The organism is Leptospira chreensis (genome assembly GCF_016919165.1).
GTDB lineage: Bacteria > Spirochaetota > Leptospiria > Leptospirales > Leptospiraceae > Leptospira_A > Leptospira_A chreensis.
Genome location: NZ_JAFFPS010000056.1, coordinates 1 through 17,409, shown reverse-complemented (window position 1 = coordinate 17,409; position 17,409 = coordinate 1). Strand labels below are relative to the sequence as shown.

The window sequence follows — 17,409 nt, the reverse complement described above, 5'->3', positions numbered from 1 at the left end:
GAATGTGAAAACAATATTTTAATTTTCTAGGCTCTCGATAAGAGACCGTAATTCGCTATGTTTATGATAAAAAGCAGAGCGATTGCATACCAAACGGGCTGTACTGTATAAAATGGACTCAAATTCCTTCAGTCCGTTGGCTTTTAAGGTTCCACCAGTAGAAACTAAGTCCACAATGCAGTCAGAAAGGCCCACAATGGGAGCAAGTTCAATCGAGCCGTAGAGTTTTATGATTTCGCAAGAGATCCCTTTGGAGAAAAAATACTCCCGGGTTAGGTTCGGATATTTGGTGGCCACTCGCACTTTGGAACGTTTGGCAAAGAGATCAAAGTCGGGAAAAGAGGCAAGAGAGAGCCGACAAGCCCCCAGCTTCAAATCTACAGGAGCGATGAGATCAAATCCCCCTTCTCTGAGGATGTCCCAACCCACAATGCCAGCATCAGCCGCGGCTTCTTCCACATAAGTGCAAACATCTTGGGATCTGACAAATAAAAGGCGGAGGCGTTTGTCTTCAGAGACAAAGGTGAGTTCTTTCGAACCCTCGGATGGCAGAGAGTTTAGCCATCCTTTGGATTGCAAAAGAATTGCAGTTTCTTCGGCAAGCCTACCTTTCGGAAGAGCCAAAGTCAACATAGGTTAGTTTTTCCCGAGTTTGAGGAGTAAATAACTAGAAAGGAGTTTCACGTCTTCTTGTGATTCCGCACCGTCTAGTTTCACTGCTTTTTCCAAATACTGTTTTGCTCCCGCCTTATCCCCGCTAAGGTAAGACAATCGGCCTGCTTGGTAGTAAGACCAAGCTTTGAATCCATTCAGTTCTCTGGATGGTTCAATGACAGCAGCAGCAATTTTATAATTTTCCAAAGACTTGGCGTTATTTTTTTCCCGTTCCCGGTAATTGCCAGCAAGGTAAAAATATAGAGCTTTGATTTCTTTAGGAGTATCGATTTTTTTAGCAGCGTCTTCTAAGTAGCCGGCAGCTTTACCGAATTCCCCTTTTTCTGCATAAAGTTTCGAAAGATCTTTCCAAACACGAAGTTCCATTTTACCGGTACTTTGGTTTTGTAGGAAGGCTTCCAAACTTTGGATTTGTGCCTCAAGTCCCACTTTTGATTTTTGGTGGGTGAGTTTTAAATCCTCAAGTGTTACTGTTTCTTTTTCAAAAAGGTACGCTCGGTATTCAAAAAATCCTATAATCACAGCTAACACAACAATAGCGGAGGCAAGGCTGATAAATACAGACTTACGATTCCGCGATAAAAAATGTGTGAACTTTAAAAAAGCGAGTTCTGCTTTGGAACCTTCAAAATCAGCGAACTCATCCTTTTGGATGAGTTCTGCTTGTTTCTTTTGTTCGATTGGGTTTTTTTTATGAAACTTATCCATGGACCTATCGGTTTTGGTTTAAATTCATAAAAGAACCGATGGATTCACGAGAAGGTTGGTTATCTTCTTTCATGTATTTAGCCATCTCTTCACGTTCTACTGCTTTATCAAAGTCTTTGATAGAGAGAGAAATCTTCTTATTGTTAGGTTCAATTTTTACAACTACTGTGCGAACCGAATCACCCACTTTGTAAAGATCTTCTAACTTAATGTTGCGACCATCTGGAATTTCAGAAATGTGAACCAAACCTTCGTAACCTGGTTCTACTTCAACGAAGACACCAAAACTAACGATGGATTTCACACGACCTTCCACAAGAGTACCCGGTGGGTATTTTTTGCGAAGAGCTTCGTATGGGTGTTCTGAAAGTTGTTTGAGTCCACAACTAATACGTTGTGCATCTAAGTTCACATCGAGAATTTTGTACTGAACCGATTGGCCTTTTTTCAAAAGGTTTAAAGGGTTCTTTTCTTTTTCATCCCAAGTGATGTCGGAGATGTGAATGAGTCCTTCGATTCCACTTTCTACTTCTACGAAAGCACCGTATTTAGTGATTCCAGTAATTTTACCTTCGAGCACGTTTCCGGCACGAACGTTAGCAGAGAGAGCTTCCCATGGGTTAGGGAGTAATTGTTTGAGTCCGAGAGACAAACGTCTTGCTTCGAAATCAATATCCAAAATTTCTGAATCTACTTCTTGGCCTTTTTTCAAAACATCTTTTGGATGTGGTGGTTTTTTTGCCCAAGAAAGTTCTGTTGTATGAATCAGTCCTTCCAATCCTTCTTTGAGTTCTACGAAAGATCCAAAGTTAGTGAGTGAAGTTACGATTCCTCGTACCACCATTCCTTTCTCTAGTTCTTTTTTAGCCCAAATCCATGGATCTTCATAGAGTTGTTTGATTCCAAGAGAAAGTTTGTTATTCTCTTTATCAACTTCCAAAACAATCACTTCGACTTCGGCCCCGATGTTGAAATATTGTTTGAAAGGAGCGAATTTTTTATAAGAAATATCGTTTTGGCGAAGAAGACCGACTACATCGTAAACAGAAAGGAAAACACCGAAGTTTGCGATCTTCACCACTTTTCCGTTGACTTTGTCACCGACTTTAACTTTGCCGAGGAGTTCTTCCCACTTCTCGCCGTTGATTTCGTCGAGGAGGGTTTTGCGAGAGACCACACCGGTTCTCGTTTTTTCGTTGAGTTCAATGATTTTGAATGAAAACTCTTTTCCACCTTCTGTGGATTCTTTGAATCGTACTCCTACGTGTGAGGCAGGAAGGAAAAGTTGGATGCCTTCGCTTTCTACAAGGTATCCTTTGTTTTTTACTTCTCCGACAATTTTACCGGAAAGTGGGTATCCGTTTTGACTTGCGTCTTTAATGGTTTCCCAACCAACTCTTTGGTCCGCTTCTTTTTTGGAGAGGACACAGTATCCGTCGACCCGCTTTTTAATGATCGCACTGACTTTCTCACCGCGTTTTGGCGTTTCTGAGAAGTCTTCACGAGAAACACGAGCTTCCAATTTCTCTCCGATACCGAGGAAAACAGTGTCACCGATGACATCGACTACAGTCCCTTCAATGAGGGTACCTTTTCCTGCGGAGTTTTCTTGTTCTTGTGCTTGTGACTGCGATTCCCACTTCTCTAATAATTCGCCGAAGGAAGAAGTGGTCTCATTTTTGGGGGAGGATGGGTTGGTTGAATTCAATGGTTACCGGGATACAAAACTTAGATTTGCCCAGAGGATGAAACCTTGGACAGGATAGTATTTAGGACAGTTTCCGTGTCGAGGGTGCTCGTGTCAATCAGGATTGCGTCCGAAGCCTGCTTCAGGGGAGCCACAGTACGGCTGGTGTCGCTTTCATCCCGGGCCTCAATCTCTTCCTGAATGTGTTTTAGGTCGGCTTTAAAGCCTTTTGCAACTAATTCATCGTATCGGCGTTTGGCCCTCACTTCCACAGAAGCGGTCAAAAAAAATTTAAATTTTGAACGGGGAAAGACCTCTGTCCCAATATCACGACCATCCATCACCAGTTTATGGGTTTTGGCGAACTCCCGGATGTGGTGGTTGAGGATTTCTCGAAAGGCCCGACGCGGCGCAATGTAACGAATTTTTTTTGTGATCTCTGGATCTCGGATTTCATGACTTATGTCTCTTTCACCTAGGAAAATTAAATTTTCCCCAGTAGCCGAAAGTTCACAGTGTACGGGAATTTTTGCGACAGAAAACCCAAACTCTGCTACGTCTCTTTCCAAAAGAGTGGCATCCGCTAATTTTTCGGTATAAAAGGGGAATTTGGAATCATCTTCTTTGGTTTCCAAAAATTTCTCCCATATAGCAAGAGTTAGTCCCCGGTAAAAAGCTCCTGAATCTAAGTAGAGAAACCCGATTTTATGGGCAATCATTCGTGCGAGTGTACTTTTTCCAGAGCCAGCAGGCCCATCGATGGCGATGACGTTTTCTATATGCAGCGTACTCATAAGATTATGATCTAAAGCTAGAACCTATTTTGATTTCGTCCAGAGGAATTCTTATACAAAAATGAGGCTAACTGGTGGTAAACGATTTTACCTTGACATCGACTTTTTGCCGGATACGATTCTAGAATTCAAGCGGGGTATCGGTGAAACTTAGAAATCGCAATCTGGATCCAGAACGAATTGCCGACTTCGAATGTTTCCGAAGTGGGATTTTAGAACGCATTGTCAAAAATTCTACCTTAAGCGAAATCTTACACGAAATTGTAAAGGGGATCGAGACTTTAAACCCCACTATGATTTGCACCGTGGTGCTTATTGAAAATTCTAAAATCAAAATGGGTGCTGCCCCCTCTCTTCCCAAAATTTATAATGATGCCATTGAGGGAGTGACCATTGGACCCGAAGTTGGTTCTTGTGGCACGGCAGCTTATACCGGCAAACGAGTTGTTGTAGAAGATATCAAAACCAGTCCTCTTTGGAAAAACTATAAAGAGAAAGCTCTCCTAGCAGGACTTTTATCTTGTTGGTCGGAACCAATTCAGTCCCATACAAACGAGACCATCGGAACTTTTGCAATTTACCATAAAGAAATCACAAGTCCTAACGAGTTCGATATCTTTATCATTTCCGAGACGGCAGATCTTGTCAGCATTGCCATTGAAAAATCAATTGTAACTGCAAAACTCAATGAAAGCGAACGAAGGTTCCGCGAATTTTTTGAAAAGAATTCATCAGTGATGCTCATCCTTGAACCAAATTTTGGAGACATCATCAACGCCAACCAAGCAGCCGTAGTATATTATGGTTACCCTCATGAAATTCTAACCAAAATGAAAATTGATGAAATCAATACTTTGCCAAGTGAACAAATCAGAAAGGAGAGAATGCAAGCGATCGCAGAAGAAAAAAACTATTTTTTGTACCCACATAAATTGGCAAATGGGGTCGTCAAACAAGTAGAAGTTTATTCCACTCCCATAGAGGCGAATCATCGCCACCTACTCTTTGTAATTGTACATGACGTAACAGAAAGAAAAATTGCAGAAGACAAAGTGAAATCACTGCTTTCCGAAAAGGAAATGATTTTGAGGGAGGTGCACCATCGGGTCAAAAACAATATGACAATCTTATTTAACCTCCTAGACCTTCAAGCTAGATCACAAGAAGATGAAAGACTCACCAATGCTTTAAATGATGCCACTAGTCGCATCAAAACCATGTCCCTTCTCTACGACAAATTGTATTCGGGAAAGGCCTTCCATGAACTACGGTTAGATGAATACTTATTACCTCTTATCCAGGAAATCATTTCTCTTTTTCCCTATCCAGTAAAACTAAATACAGAAATTACGAACACTTACCTCTCCGCAGAAAAACTTCAAGCGATTGGGATCATCACTAATGAACTACTGACCAATAGTTTGAAATATGCAAAAGTACCATCCCGGGAAATGGAAATCCAAATAAAAGGTTGGAACGAGGGAGAAGAGGTTCACTTACTCATCAAAGACAATGGAAGCGGTTTTGATTCCAAAATAACAACCCCAGAATCCCTGGGTTTTGGACTTACCTTAGTGAGTATGCTCGTAAAACAAATTTCCGGCAAACTCATGTTTCATGGAGATGCCGGAGCCGAATTTCATATCGTTTTTCCGATTAAAAATGGGTCTCGTTAGAAATGGGAAAACCATATCTAAATCTTTTTTTAGAATTACCAAGATAAGCAAATTCCAATCGAATGTTTTGGATCTGATTCACATCGCTTCCCCTATCTAAATACAAACGCACTTCTTTTTCCATAGTCCGTCTGTAAAAGTAATTCTCCTTAATGTGATTGTACATTTTTAGATATAAAATTTGTTCCTCTTTGGATAGTTTGGGATTTGGTTTTTCTGCGTTTAGGCTTGCAAACTTTAGTTTTCCGCTGAGGAAACGAAGCTGTGGCAGTAACAAATAATTTTTGGGACTAGACTCATCCATCTGGATCAAAAGAGGAAGTTTGACTTGGTTACAATTCCAATAAAATCGAAGGATAGGTTCTTCTGCGCTCACTTCCTTCCAAAAAAATTCCAATTCATTCTGAAGGTCACAGAATTCACCAGACTTTTCATCGGAATTGGGAACACTAACCAGTGTTTTTGGCAAGATAGAAAAGACTGTTTGATTTTGGCTAAACTTAGAATAAACTCCATGCGGAATCCAAACCTCATCTTCTATCTTTTTTACCATCTCTAAAGCTCGTCCCTCTCCATTTCTTTTTTTAAGTTCCGCATAAAGAGAAGTAGAAAGAGCATTCGTAAACTCTGGAAAAAAACGATCCCCTGCGTTTGTCTTTGTGATTGCTTGGAAGATGGTCACGTCCGCAAGTTCTGCTCCTACAGTTTGTCTATACTGCCAAAGTAAGGAAGGAATGAAAACAAAGTCCTTTTTAAAATCGGATTCAATAGACGCGTCATAAGAACCAATCTTTTTGTCCAAACGAAAGGAAGAAACAATCAGTTGGCGTTTGACTGCTTCGCAAGTTTTATGAGTGTATAATTCTGGATGGTTTAATAAAGAAGCTGCGTAATAATCAGAAATTCCTTCTGCAAGGGAACGACCAATGGCATTATTTCCGAGATACTTTCCCGTAATCAAATGGGTATACTCATGATAAATGGCATCGGGACATGAGGCAGTATCAATGATCCTTTCAAAAGCAAATCTACTAAAAATAGGAAAATCCCATTTGGGAGCAAACCATAACTCAGAATCCCAACTTCCTTTCACCTCTGAAGGAGGAATGGTGAGAGCGGTATTTTTAAGCGGAACTTTGGAATCAAAATAATTTGTCGGCGAATAGGCGTAAGGTTGGTCCAAACGAACAACGACTTTAGGATGGAATTCTGTTATCTTCTCTTTGGACCCAGAAGCGATGGCGATCTCTTTCCATTTGGATTCGATTTTACGTAAGTGGTATCCTAAAGTCAGGTATCTTAGATTTCCTTCTACTTTTTGGAGGGAGATGGGTGATTCTTCCAATCCAGAAAAAATCAAAAAATTTTCTAAAACATAATTGGTTTCTGACTTCAGGCCCATCTCTTCTAATCTGATGTCCTTGTGAAGGAAACGTTTCTCCGTTTCATCCCAATCCAAAACTTGATTTGTTTTTTTTACTTCGGCAGTGAGGCCGAAACCTGAAATCAAAGTAAAAACAAAAACCATACTTAAGATTTTTCGTATGCAATTACCTTTGTTGCCTTGTTGATTCTTCATTGATTTAGATACTCTATTGATTTTATTTTTTAAAAAAGAGGTCTTGTTTTTCACTAACTTAGTGAATGAAAAAACAAGACCGTAAAATTTGTTATGAGATGTGGATAGGATTAGAATCCAACCCCTACAGAATCATACATTCCACCGCTAACAACATTACCGAGTCCACCTGTATGGATGAGAATTCCCACAACGGCAACCACAGTCACAGAAGCGAGTACGTTTTCGAATACTTGGAAGTTGGTTCCGTGTAGGTAGTTTCCTGTGGATTGTTTTAACTGAATGGAAGAAACAATTTTATCCATATCTTGGTCAAGAGTCCCTGCAAATTCTGCATTTTTGATTTCTCTACTGATTCTTGTAAATTCGGCTGGAGTGATATGAGCTTTTAAATACTCATTCGCTTCTTTTGTTGTCATACCGTTTTTTACTAAAACTCTTGCTGCTTCTCTTACAGTCATGGAAGAAGCGGGAGCTGCAAATACAGTTTGCGATGCAAACGCCAATACTAGTAGGATTGTGATTTTCTTTTTCATTGGATAGTCCTTGGAATCAAATTTGTTTTAAGTGGGATTTTTTTGAATTCCCTCTCAAACTTGAATCCATCCTACTACGAAAAAGATTCCGAATCGTCTGATTCGATCGGATTGGAATGAAAACTACGACCGGATTTATCGAACCGGATGTTTTTTGAGAATTTTTTCTCTATATTCTCTTGGTGTGGTTCCCGTTTCTTTTTTAAAGGCTTCGTTGAAGGTGGATTTGGATCCAAAACCGACATCATAGGCGATCGCAAGAAGGGATCTTTCCGGTTCTTTTTCGATTTTTTCCTTAGCTTCCTTCACGCGATAGAAATTTGTATATTGGTAGAAACTCAGTTTGATTTCGGAATTTAAAAATTCGGAAAGTTGGTGGGAACTCAAACTCATTCGTTCCGAAAGTTCACGAAGGCTGAGTTTCTCTTCTCGGTATATTTTTTCATTTTCAAACAAATCTTGTAATTGTTTGCGTAGAAGGTCATGATCCAGTTTGGAAATTTGAGAGACCCTTTCTTTTTTTTCCTCTTCTACGATTTTACGAACTTCCAAAAAGAAATCGGGATAGGTTTGCCTAAGCACATATAAAAAACATAAAAAAAGCCCAATGGCAACACCGGAGAGTTGGTGAGAAGTTTGTCCCCCAGAGACTAAGGTTTTGAGTCCATGAAGAGAAAGTGCCAAACAAAAACCCACAACCAAAATTCCAATCTTGAGTGTGGGATTTTTTCGCAAAGTACGGAAACGGATCTGTTTAGAGATCCTTCGGAAGATGCGTAACATACACCAAATATAAATCAAAATGGTAGGCAAAACAAGAAAGAGCGGCCTATCTTGAAAAGAATGGGAATGGTCGGAGGTTTCCAAATAGTAATCTTTGTTCCAAAAATTCCAAACCAGTATGGATACAAAAAGGATAGATAAAGGAACGAGGCGGTAAGATAACCGGCGAAAGGAACGAAATTTTCCTTCTAAAACCGTAAGAAAGTATTCATCTAAGAAAACACCCAGACAAGCTACGATGGGTAAGTCTGTCAGATACAAATAATACAAACTCTTAATTTCCCCTGAGGAAATGAGATAAAAGTTAAAGAGTAGAAAACTAGTTCCTAAAAATATAATTCCGAGTAGGATTTGTTTTCTATTTTTGTGATAACTAAAGAATTCTCCAATCGCATAAAGAAATCCAAGTAAAGACGAAAACAAAAGAAAGAATTGGAAGAACGCATTGTAATTTTGGAAAGCAGAAAACATAGTTACCACTCATTCTCCTTACGAAAGACAATATTATTTCCGATCCAATGGACATAAACGGAGGAATCCTTGAAACGCCATTGATCCCATTCGATTCCCATCCTAAAATCGTTTGGTTCTCTTTTTTAAAACGATTTTAGGATTTCAAAAAATCCAGGAAAACTTGTGTCCACCCAACTTGTATCATCAAACGAAAGTTCTACGTTTGAAAGTTTAGAAAGAATCGCAAAACTCATGGCGATCCTATGGTCCATAAAAGTTTCAATGGCACAGGACTTAATCTCGCCCACTTCTCCAAACTCGTATCCATCTTTCGATTCGTTTACAGTGACACCGAGTCTTTCCAAATTGGAAACCATGGACTGGATGCGATCCGATTCCTTGGCACGTAGTTCTTCCGCGTGAGAGATTTGAAATCCCCCTTCCGAAAAGAGACCGGCAATGGTTAAGATAGGAATTTCATCAATAATAGACGGAATGAGATCTTCTGTAATGACCGATCTTTTTAATTTAGAAGGATAAACGAGTAAATCCCCTATTTCTTCCCCACATTCCTGGCGTTTGGTGGTCACTTCAATCCGACCACCCATATTTTTTAAAACGGTTAATATTCCTACCCGAGAAGGATTGAGACCAATGTTGCGGATAAGAAGTGGTTCACTCCCCCCCGCACAAAGACCAAAGACTATATAAAATGCTGCACTCGAAATATCACCTGGGATGACAAACTTGGCACCCGTAAAATGATACGGTGGTTTTACAGAAAAGTGGACCGAAGAATGGTGCTCGATATTCCCACCCAAAAACCGAATCATATTTTCCGTATGATCACGTGAGACTTCTGATTCTTTGTATTCGATGGAAATCTCCGAAGCCAATGCCGCGAGTACAAGAGCACTTTTGATTTGGGCGGAAGCAATGGGACTTGTATAAGAATAACTCTTTAGTTGTTTTCCGGTGACACGAAGCGGGGCGCGGTCATTTCCTTCCACGGAAACAATGTCTGCTCCCATATCCCGAAGTGGGTTCATAATCCTTGCCATGGGTCGTTTGCAAAGGGAGGCATCCCCGGTAAGAGTGGCCGTGATCCCGGGAAGTCCGGTGAGAAGTCCGGCAGAGAGTCGGATTCCTGTGCCTGCATTTCCAAAATCCAAAACCCGAGCAGGAGATTTTAAGTTATTTTTCCCAGGACTTAAGACAGAATAACTTCCTTTGCCAATGGGTTCTACCGAAAGCCCTAAGCTTTCAAAACAATTTAAGGTATGAAGGGGATCTTCTCCTTCTAAAAATCCATGAATTTCCGATTTTCCTTGGGAGAGTGCACTAAAGAGTACCGACCTATGCGAGATGGACTTATCTCCAGGGACATAAATTTCTTTTTTAGCACTTAATTTGATTTGGGGCTTCAACATGTTGTATTTTTCTAAAAAGTATTTTGCAATTTGGTGCTTCTTTAGTAGGTTTTGACGGAAACCAGGGTTTCACAAACGAACAACCAAATGCCTCTAGATACCAGTAAAAATAACCAAAAGATCCCAGTCAATCCAGGTGAAGTCCTTTTCATCGGAGGCAAAGCCTCGACCTCTATGAACATCCTACATGAAGGATCAGTACGAGTCGAAACCACTCTCGGAGATACAAGCATAGTTCTCTATAGTTTAGAAGGGGCAAACCTCACTCCAGGTATCTTTGCTCTCTTAGAAGGAACACCTTACCCCTATACCATTCGTGCCAAAACATCTTGTGTTGTATCCACTTATGTGATGAACCAACCCAATGCCAAAAAAACACTCACATCCAAAGTCTCTGTGGGAGTGATGGCAGTGCGAACCCTACTCAAAGAAATCGGCGAACTCTACAAACGAGTTCTTTCGATCAAAGGTCTAGCCGCAAAATTCGAACAGACCATGGACAACCTGGGTGCTGTGTATTATATCTTAAACCCATCCATATTTTCTGATGTAAGTCCGGGAGGCCTTATCACTCGTGATGAAAATATCATTGATCCAGTCATGAAACTCATCCGAAACAATTTGGCCGGGTTCCAAGAACATGGAGGGATGCTTCCTGACAAACCCACTGTAAATTTTTTAGAAGAAGACCATGGTGAATTTTTCGAACGTAATTATAGCGAAGCCGTAGAATGGAATGATGCTGAATTTCATTTCATCAGAAAAATACTAACTGTGAATCCAAAAATTTCACAGGCCTTATTTGAAGCCGACCCTACTCTATTACAAAGTGCTGCAGAAAGTTATGTGAAAACATATCGCGAATTATTCGAATTACTAAGTAAAGAAACATATGACCTATCAGAGATGATGAATAGTATGTTTGTGGGCGAAAATGCACTGGTTGAAAAATTCAATCTAACTTTGGATTTATTCAATACAGGTTATTCTACCATTCCTTCTACCGTTTTGTTGCCGATCACCGAATGGGCTCTTAAAAAATCCAAATCCTTACTAGATGAATACAAACAAATTTTTGGTTCTTCTTTTTCTGCTGTTGGGAATAGTTTAGACAAACTAGAAACCAAACAAACAGAACTCACAGCGAAATACGGACACGAACTTTCGGCTCAAAAAAATAAAGATGAAATGGCTGCACAAGGAAGTGAAACCATCCGTGCGGGAATCGATACCAAAGCTCTGAAAGTAGAACTTTTGAATTCGGCAAGTCAAATTCTAAACTACTCACAAGCAGATCCTGATTCCGTAAAAGAGTTTTCCACCCTGATGGTAAAACTCAAATCCTTTAAAAACCCTTTGGATCCAGAACCAGACAATCGCAAAATCAGAAGGACCATTGCAAAAACCTATTGGGAAGTATACAAAAAATCCTTCACTAAGTGGTTGCAGTCGGGCAAACAAGCACCCAAGGCCGTGGAACTCATGTTACGTTATGGATATTTTGACGAAAGTCTCCTCGACGAGGGCCATATTGTAGAACTCGTAAGCAGGTTGTACCAAGGTGGGGGAAACCCAAGTGCTCCCATCCATTATGGAACCGATTGGCTTGAAAAGATTTACTCGCGAGAAACCCCTACATCTGTAGATGAACTGGGACAAACATTTTTTGAAAAATTAAAAATGGATCTGAAAGATTCGGGAATTAAATCAGAAAAAGACATCCCACCAGATTATGATACGGGAGACGCAAGGCTTGGTTCCGAAATTTCCTCTATGTATGAGCCAAACGTGCGTTTGACGTCAGGAAACATTGCGAGCCATTTTCCCATCCTCACCAAATACCATATCACCATCCCTCTAGAAAAATGTTTTGTTTCCAAAGATGATGTGGAAAAAGCCCTGCAGTACATTCTAGGCGTAGACTATACGGCCTTCAACCGAGAAGTCATCTACCGCAATGAAGAGATCGGAATCAAAAGTGAATTTGTCCAAAGATCCATCATTCCAGACTTCATCCTTGTGCCATCCATCGGTCCAAAAATCATGATGTGGCAAGACCTTTCGATATTCCGAGGAGCAGGCTCTAAGGAATCTAGAGGTCGGATTTGTATCCCTCACTTTGTCACTGGGGATCTAAAAACCTTTATGTTGGAAGCTATTGCCGCATTCCGTTGGGAACTTTGTAAAAATACACTTGGTCCGGATTGGAACAACGTAGGGATTCCTTCCATTACGGCAGATTACACAGATTATGTGCAATTCTTCAAAAAGAGTAAGGACCTTTCTCCAGAACTCAAAGAAAAAATTTCCTCCGAATTCAAACGATTCCGTACAGACCGCGATAAGTTTGCCTACGATTATTCCATGTGGATTCGGTATGAAGCAGAAGGTGTACAGAGGGTCAACCGTGTGGTTCGTTCCATATTCTATCGCCACATTCCGTTCCATAAAAACATTCGCGAAAAGGTGAGTTCACAACCGGCTTATTCCGAACTCCACAACCGATTCAAAAACGTTCGCACCCGCCAACACAAAGAATTCGAAAACAAATACAAAAAGTATATGGATGCCAGCGGAAACCTTCCCAAAGAACTCTATGAGAATTTAACTTTTTACGAAGTTTAATTCTTGCCAATTTCCATAGATGCAACATAATTGCATCTATGGAACCCGTTCAAAAAGCCGATGTCACTATCATTGGAGGAAGTTATGCAGGACTCTCTGCTGCCTTATCTCTCGTTCGTTCTCTGCGAAATGTCATTGTGATTGATTCTGAAAAACCTTGTAACGCAAACACTCCCGCATCGCATAACTTTATCACACACGACGGAAAAACCCCTAGTGAAATACGTGCAAAGGCACTAGCCGATTTAAATGAGTATAAGACCTTTAAACTTCAGTTAGGTGAAGCGACATCGATACAAAAGAAGGAATCCGGGTACCTGATCCAAGGGACTGGATTTACTGATATCCAATCGAATCAAATTATTTTTGCAACGGGTGTCAAAGACATCCTACCTGAGATTCCCGGTTTTACCGAGTCCTGGGGAAAAACCGTCATCCATTGTCCCTATTGTCATGGGTATGAATTTGTAGGAAATCAAACTGGTCTTTGGATGAATGAAGAAGGCGTATTCGAACATGCTAAATTTCTAAAACATTGGTCAAAAGAAATTACTATATTCACCAATGGCCCAATCCAATTTTCCCGCGAGGAAGAAATCAAAATTAAAAATGAAGGGATCGAAGTGATAACTGAGGAAGTGAAAGAGCTCTTCCACAAAGAAGGTAAAATCTTAAAGTTACTATTGAATTCTGGAAAAGAAATTCCACTCCAAACATTATATTCCAAAATGCCGATCGTTCAACATTCTAAGTTACCGGTAGAATTAGGCTGTAAAATATTACCGAGCGGTCACATCGATGTGACACCATTTTTTGAAACCAGTGTATCTAATGTTTATGCTGTGGGTGACATGGCTTCTATGTTTCGATCTGTGGCCCATGCCGTTCATTCAGGAAATATGGCCGGTGCGAAACTCAACCGTGCCATGATTTTATCGTAAATTAAACTTCTTCGACGAAGTAAGGTCTTGTGTATTCGCGAACGATCTCCACAACAAAACGACCCCAGGATTTGGGGTCTTCTTGGGAGATATTTACCTGTTTGATTTTGGGAAAATAAGCAGTGGGTTTGAAAACAGTATGGGTTAACTCCAAAGTGCGAAGGTAGTTGTCCAATCGTTTTACTTTTACAAAATTGATGATTTCGTTTTGGATTTTTTCTTTTGGCAAATAACCCACGATGACCATTCGGGGGAATAGGTTTTTTTTCAGGAGAACGATGAAGTCTTCGAAACTATCCACACGGTCGATGAATCCTTCGTAAGCTCCCCCACCCAAGTTCATGATCTGGGTCACAATATCCATGGAAAAGGAAACACCTTCCATTGTGGACATATCAGAAATGATGACAAGGCCCTCGTCTGGTTGGAAAACCTTAAACATATCCGCACCTTTAAAATGGCGTCTAAGGAGTTTAGCAGCCGATACGTCGATTTCCTGGGCTTTGGCGAGGAGAACCTTCCCTTGCGGGTCTAAGATGGGGTCTCGCGTGATCAGATACCGTTTTTTCACGGCATTTTGGTTCATGACTCGAAAGGCCTTTACTTTTTCCTCGATTTCATCCAAGGTTGAGTAACCAATCTTAAGTACATTTTCCCGTTTGCGTTTCCCGATGTCTGTTTCTTCCATGAAAGCTTGGTGCCTAAATCTTTGTATTGCTTATCCTATGGCAATTCTACCAATGTATAGCATATTTTTGTCTAAGGAATAGAATGAGGTTTAATTTTTACATATTTCCCCTACTCCTACTTGTAATTCGTTGTTCTACAGTAGATTTTATCCCCGAACCTGACTACAGACCAAATGATTCCCGTTATAAGGTGAAATCCTGGGAGGAAGTAGAAGTCCTCCGTGAACGCCCCAAACGCCTATTTAAAATTGTTGGCGAAGTTGTGATTCGAAATACAGAAGATCTCACTTGGGATGATTATGAACCACGTGTCAAAAAAGATTTGTTCCGTAGAAAAATTGATGGAGTTTGGATGACAGAAAAAAACCAAACTTCCGTAGATTCGGTGACTGTGGAAACGATGGACCAAAAAGGGCGTTCTACTAATTCTTACTTACAAAAATCAAACCTTCCTTATTGGAAGGGTTATGCTTATAGGTACAAATAAAATTGTATGGCACGAATCTTTGACTCAGAAATTTATATATCTCCCGCCGATGAGTGGATCTTTCGAGAAAACAAAATCGACAAAGAAGAAATTCTACAGTATTTTCGGAACAATCTGCACGGTAATGAAAAGGGAGTTTATATAGAAAATAAATTCGGTGAACTCTCTGAACACGGATACCTTCGTATTGATGGATGTCCCTGCCATGTCCTCCACGTAGAACTATCAGAGAACACTATGGTATTTTTTACTGATGATGGAAGGAATTATCCATTTGGTGAATTTGAAATTTATGAAACAGAGGATGGTGGATTACTTGGCCTGCGAGCGGTAGAGGAAAGAATCAAATACAGATTCACTTGGAATGCAGCCAAAGAACTTTCTGATCATTTAGAAGAAGAAGGTGGGATCACCTATTTGGAATGGGAGGGAGTGAAAATGGAAGTTCCTAAGTATACTGGGGAGATTTTAGTTCCTCTCCCCAAAGATTATACTTAATTCGAAGGAGCTTCTTCGTCTGCTTTTAATTCCCGCCAAAGGTCATTGGCTTCAGAAAAATCTTTTTTTAAAGTCAAAGCTTTGTGAAGGTATTGTAAGGACCTTTCTGGACGATTCCACAATTTGTAAAGCGTTGCTAAATTAAAATAAGAGATATGAGGGGCATCGTTACGTTCGCAGCGAATGGATTTTTTAAGCCAATACACGGCTTCTTTATCGTTACCCATACGTAGTAACAACACACCAATTTCATTACATGGATTGCCATATTCGTGGTTTAGGCTCACCGCTTTATAGTAGGAAGCAAGGGCATCCGTCCATTGGCCGAGGGCATTTTGAACCAAACCCAGATAAAAATAGGCTTCTTCGGATTCTTCCAATTCTAAACTGGAACGAAGTTGAAATTCCGCTCGGTCTAAATCACCGAACTTAAAATGGTCTTTTGCTAAATCTAATGAAAGTTGGAAAGAACTAGAAGACAATGAGATACTCGCCTGTTTTCTTTCATTTTCGGATGACTTAAAAAATCTCCGTAAAACTTTTTATTTTTTCAAAGACAAAATCAGTTCTTCTGCGATTTGCGAAGCGGTCAGTCGGTAATGATCCAAAATCTGATTCCTTTCCCCATGGTGGATGGGCTCTGGAGGTAAAGCAAAAGTTTTTAAGAATTTACCCAAAAGTTCGGAAGGAATTTCATTCAAAAGAAAACCGGAGGCTCCGGCATGGATATAACTTTCATCCAAAATCAAAAACCGTTTGTTCTTTTGAATCTGTCCATGAACAAGTTCCGTATCATAAGGGCGTAACCAAAATAGATCCACAACAGAAACAGAGATCCCTTTTGGTTTCAAAATCTCTGCCACTGCTTTTGCAATCGGTAACATAAACCCAACTGATAAAATGAGTAAATCTTCCCCTTCCCTCACAAGTTTCCCTTTTGCCTTGGTGACTGGAAGTGGCGAATCAAACTTTAACTCACGTAAGTCGCCGTTATCTTTTGGGAAACGAATTGCTATGGGATGATCCGTATAATCCTTCATAAAGTGAAGGCTATCAATGATGTCTTGCGCGGAACTGGGAACAATGATATCCATATTGGGAAGTCCCGCCAAATACCCAAGATCCGAAAGACCTTGGTGGGTTTCCCCGTCAGGACCCACAATCCCTGCTCGATCGATCACAAACCGAACTGGTAAATTCATAAGAGATACATCTTCTACCAGTTGGTCCATGGCCCTTGTGAGAAATGTAGAGTAGATGCACATATAAGGAATGGCTCCTCCACTGGTCATGGCACCGGCAAAAGCGACGGAATGTTGTTCGGCAATTCCTACATCAAAAGTATGAGCCGGGTATGCTTCTTGGTATTCGCGGAGTCCCGAACCTTCAATCATCGCAGGAGTGATGACAGCAATTCGTTTGTCTTTGTCTGTAAGATCTGTGAGAGTTTTTCCCACAATTTTAGAAAGGCTGATTTTATTGGAATCTGAAGAAGCCATTTTCCCCGATTCTTTGTTAAACGGTGTCACACCATGGTATTTGATGGGATCGGCTTCTGCTGGTTTGTAACCTTTTCCTTTTTGTGTTAATACATGTAGAAGGATGGGGCCTTGGATTTTAGAAAGATTTTGTAACATATGAACCACGCGGTTCACATCGTGTCCATCAATGGGCCCGAAGTAAGTAAATCCCAGATCCTCAAAAAGTCCACCGGGACGCATCATAAAATGTTTAAAAGAAGTTTCCATATTATGAGCAAGCGCTTGTAATGCGGGCCCAATGAGTGGAATCCATTTTAAAAATCCATAAAACGCCGTTTTACCTTTGTTATAGATTTGTGAAGAGATG

General features: G+C 40.4%; 16 protein-coding genes. 5 read left to right on the top strand and 11 right to left on the bottom strand.

Translation table 11 applies throughout. From position 1 onward, the window contains the following. Positions 1 to 18: 18 nt before the first annotated feature. Genes hisG through cmk form a run of 4 tightly spaced genes read right to left on the bottom strand, consistent with a single transcriptional unit; the run spans position 19 to position 3,864 of the window. Complete coding sequence (gene hisG / locus JWG41_RS15065) at positions 19 to 633, bottom strand: ATP phosphoribosyltransferase (RefSeq protein ID WP_205270757.1); 615 nt, start codon at positions 631 to 633, stop codon at positions 19 to 21. Positions 634 to 636: 3 nt separating this feature from the next. Then, complete coding sequence (locus JWG41_RS15060; protein WP_205270756.1) at positions 637 to 1,383, bottom strand: tetratricopeptide repeat protein; 747 nt, start codon at positions 1,381 to 1,383, stop codon at positions 637 to 639. A 4-nt stretch (positions 1,384 to 1,387) separates the two neighbouring features. Beyond that, positions 1,388 to 3,091, bottom strand: coding sequence for a 30S ribosomal protein S1 (locus tag JWG41_RS15055; protein ID WP_205270755.1), 1,704 nt, complete (start codon positions 3,089 to 3,091; stop codon positions 1,388 to 1,390). 20 nt (positions 3,092 to 3,111) lie between these two features. Continuing rightward, positions 3,112 to 3,864 carry a (d)CMP kinase gene (gene cmk / locus JWG41_RS15050; RefSeq protein ID WP_205270754.1) on the bottom strand — a complete coding sequence of 251 codons (753 nt, stop codon included), beginning with the start codon at positions 3,862 to 3,864 and terminating at the stop codon, positions 3,112 to 3,114. 143 nt (positions 3,865 to 4,007) lie between these two features. Here cmk and JWG41_RS15045 point away from each other — a divergent pair, with 143 nt between their 5' ends. Further along, positions 4,008 to 5,540 (top strand): histidine kinase dimerization/phosphoacceptor domain -containing protein, encoded by a 1,533-nt coding sequence (locus JWG41_RS15045; RefSeq protein WP_205270753.1) that lies wholly within the window; start codon positions 4,008 to 4,010, stop codon positions 5,538 to 5,540. Here the strand turns inward: JWG41_RS15045 and JWG41_RS15040 are convergent. The 4 genes from JWG41_RS15040 to aroA form a co-directional block, all read right to left on the bottom strand. Next, on the bottom strand, positions 5,521 to 7,119 hold the full coding sequence (locus tag JWG41_RS15040; RefSeq protein ID WP_205270752.1) for a hypothetical protein: 1,599 nt from the start codon (positions 7,117 to 7,119) through the stop codon (positions 5,521 to 5,523). The genes JWG41_RS15045 and JWG41_RS15040 overlap by 20 nt on opposite strands. Before the next feature lie 110 nt (positions 7,120 to 7,229). Next, positions 7,230 to 7,655, bottom strand: coding sequence for a hypothetical protein (locus JWG41_RS15035; protein ID WP_205270751.1), 426 nt, complete (start codon positions 7,653 to 7,655; stop codon positions 7,230 to 7,232). Between the two features lie 135 nt (positions 7,656 to 7,790). Continuing rightward, positions 7,791 to 8,909 (bottom strand): helix-turn-helix domain-containing protein, encoded by a 1,119-nt coding sequence (locus JWG41_RS15030; protein WP_205270750.1) that lies wholly within the window; start codon positions 8,907 to 8,909, stop codon positions 7,791 to 7,793. Between the two features lie 125 nt (positions 8,910 to 9,034). Next, entirely contained in the window at positions 9,035 to 10,321 is a 1,287-nt protein-coding gene (gene aroA, locus JWG41_RS15025; protein WP_205270749.1) for a 3-phosphoshikimate 1-carboxyvinyltransferase, read from the bottom strand. An 87-nt stretch (positions 10,322 to 10,408) separates the two neighbouring features. On the opposite strand from aroA, the gene JWG41_RS15020 reads away from it, so the two are divergent. Then, entirely contained in the window at positions 10,409 to 12,946 is a 2,538-nt protein-coding gene (locus tag JWG41_RS15020) for a cyclic nucleotide-binding domain-containing protein (protein WP_205270748.1), read from the top strand. Positions 12,947 to 12,984: 38 nt separating this feature from the next. After that, positions 12,985 to 13,887 carry an NAD(P)/FAD-dependent oxidoreductase gene (locus tag JWG41_RS15015; RefSeq protein WP_205270747.1) on the top strand — a complete coding sequence of 301 codons (903 nt, stop codon included), beginning with the start codon at positions 12,985 to 12,987 and terminating at the stop codon, positions 13,885 to 13,887. Between the two features lies 1 nt (position 13,888). Here the strand turns inward: JWG41_RS15015 and JWG41_RS15010 are convergent, their stop codons facing one another. Further along, positions 13,889 to 14,575 (bottom strand): hypothetical protein, encoded by a 687-nt coding sequence (locus tag JWG41_RS15010; RefSeq protein WP_205270746.1) that lies wholly within the window; start codon positions 14,573 to 14,575, stop codon positions 13,889 to 13,891. A gap of 83 nt (positions 14,576 to 14,658) precedes the next feature. On the opposite strand from JWG41_RS15010, the gene JWG41_RS15005 reads away from it, so the two are divergent. Both JWG41_RS15005 and JWG41_RS15000 read left to right on the top strand, forming a co-directional pair. Beyond that, complete coding sequence (locus JWG41_RS15005; RefSeq protein WP_205270745.1) at positions 14,659 to 15,063, top strand: hypothetical protein; 405 nt, start codon at positions 14,659 to 14,661, stop codon at positions 15,061 to 15,063. Between the two features lie 6 nt (positions 15,064 to 15,069). Then, positions 15,070 to 15,561 carry a hypothetical protein gene (locus JWG41_RS15000; protein WP_205270744.1) on the top strand — a complete coding sequence of 164 codons (492 nt, stop codon included), beginning with the start codon at positions 15,070 to 15,072 and terminating at the stop codon, positions 15,559 to 15,561. Here the strand turns inward: JWG41_RS15000 and JWG41_RS14995 are convergent. Together JWG41_RS14995 and JWG41_RS14990 are read right to left on the bottom strand one after the other, a co-directional pair. Then, a complete protein-coding gene (locus JWG41_RS14995) occupies positions 15,558 to 16,043 on the bottom strand; it encodes a tetratricopeptide repeat protein (protein WP_205270743.1) in 486 nt (161 codons plus the stop codon). The genes JWG41_RS15000 and JWG41_RS14995 overlap by 4 nt on opposite strands. A 60-nt stretch (positions 16,044 to 16,103) precedes the next feature. Then, positions 16,104 to 17,409 (bottom strand): transketolase C-terminal domain-containing protein (locus JWG41_RS14990; RefSeq protein WP_205270742.1); only part of this gene is annotated, 1,306 nt, incomplete at its 5' end.

What these genes read in the sequence shown, in the direction of transcription:
- JWG41_RS15020 (WP_205270748.1), top strand. Translation starts at nt 10,409, where the DNA reads ATGCCTCTAGATACCAGTAAAAATAACCAAAAGATCCCAGTCAATCCA.
- JWG41_RS15010 (WP_205270746.1), bottom strand. Translation starts at nt 14,575, where the DNA reads ATGGAAGAAACAGACATCGGGAAACGCAAACGGGAAAATGTACTTAAG.
- JWG41_RS15015 (WP_205270747.1), top strand. Translation starts at nt 12,985, where the DNA reads ATGGAACCCGTTCAAAAAGCCGATGTCACTATCATTGGAGGAAGTTAT.
- JWG41_RS15035 (WP_205270751.1), bottom strand. Translation starts at nt 7,655, where the DNA reads ATGAAAAAGAAAATCACAATCCTACTAGTATTGGCGTTTGCATCGCAA.
- JWG41_RS15030 (WP_205270750.1), bottom strand. Translation starts at nt 8,909, where the DNA reads ATGTTTTCTGCTTTCCAAAATTACAATGCGTTCTTCCAATTCTTTCTT.
- JWG41_RS15040 (WP_205270752.1), bottom strand. Translation starts at nt 7,119, where the DNA reads ATGAAGAATCAACAAGGCAACAAAGGTAATTGCATACGAAAAATCTTA.
- hisG (WP_205270757.1), bottom strand. Translation starts at nt 633, where the DNA reads ATGTTGACTTTGGCTCTTCCGAAAGGTAGGCTTGCCGAAGAAACTGCA.
- JWG41_RS15060 (WP_205270756.1), bottom strand. Translation starts at nt 1,383, where the DNA reads ATGGATAAGTTTCATAAAAAAAACCCAATCGAACAAAAGAAACAAGCA.
- cmk (WP_205270754.1), bottom strand. Translation starts at nt 3,864, where the DNA reads ATGAGTACGCTGCATATAGAAAACGTCATCGCCATCGATGGGCCTGCT.
- JWG41_RS15000 (WP_205270744.1), top strand. Translation starts at nt 15,070, where the DNA reads ATGGCACGAATCTTTGACTCAGAAATTTATATATCTCCCGCCGATGAG.
- JWG41_RS15005 (WP_205270745.1), top strand. Translation starts at nt 14,659, where the DNA reads ATGAGGTTTAATTTTTACATATTTCCCCTACTCCTACTTGTAATTCGT.
- aroA (WP_205270749.1), bottom strand. Translation starts at nt 10,321, where the DNA reads ATGTTGAAGCCCCAAATCAAATTAAGTGCTAAAAAAGAAATTTATGTC.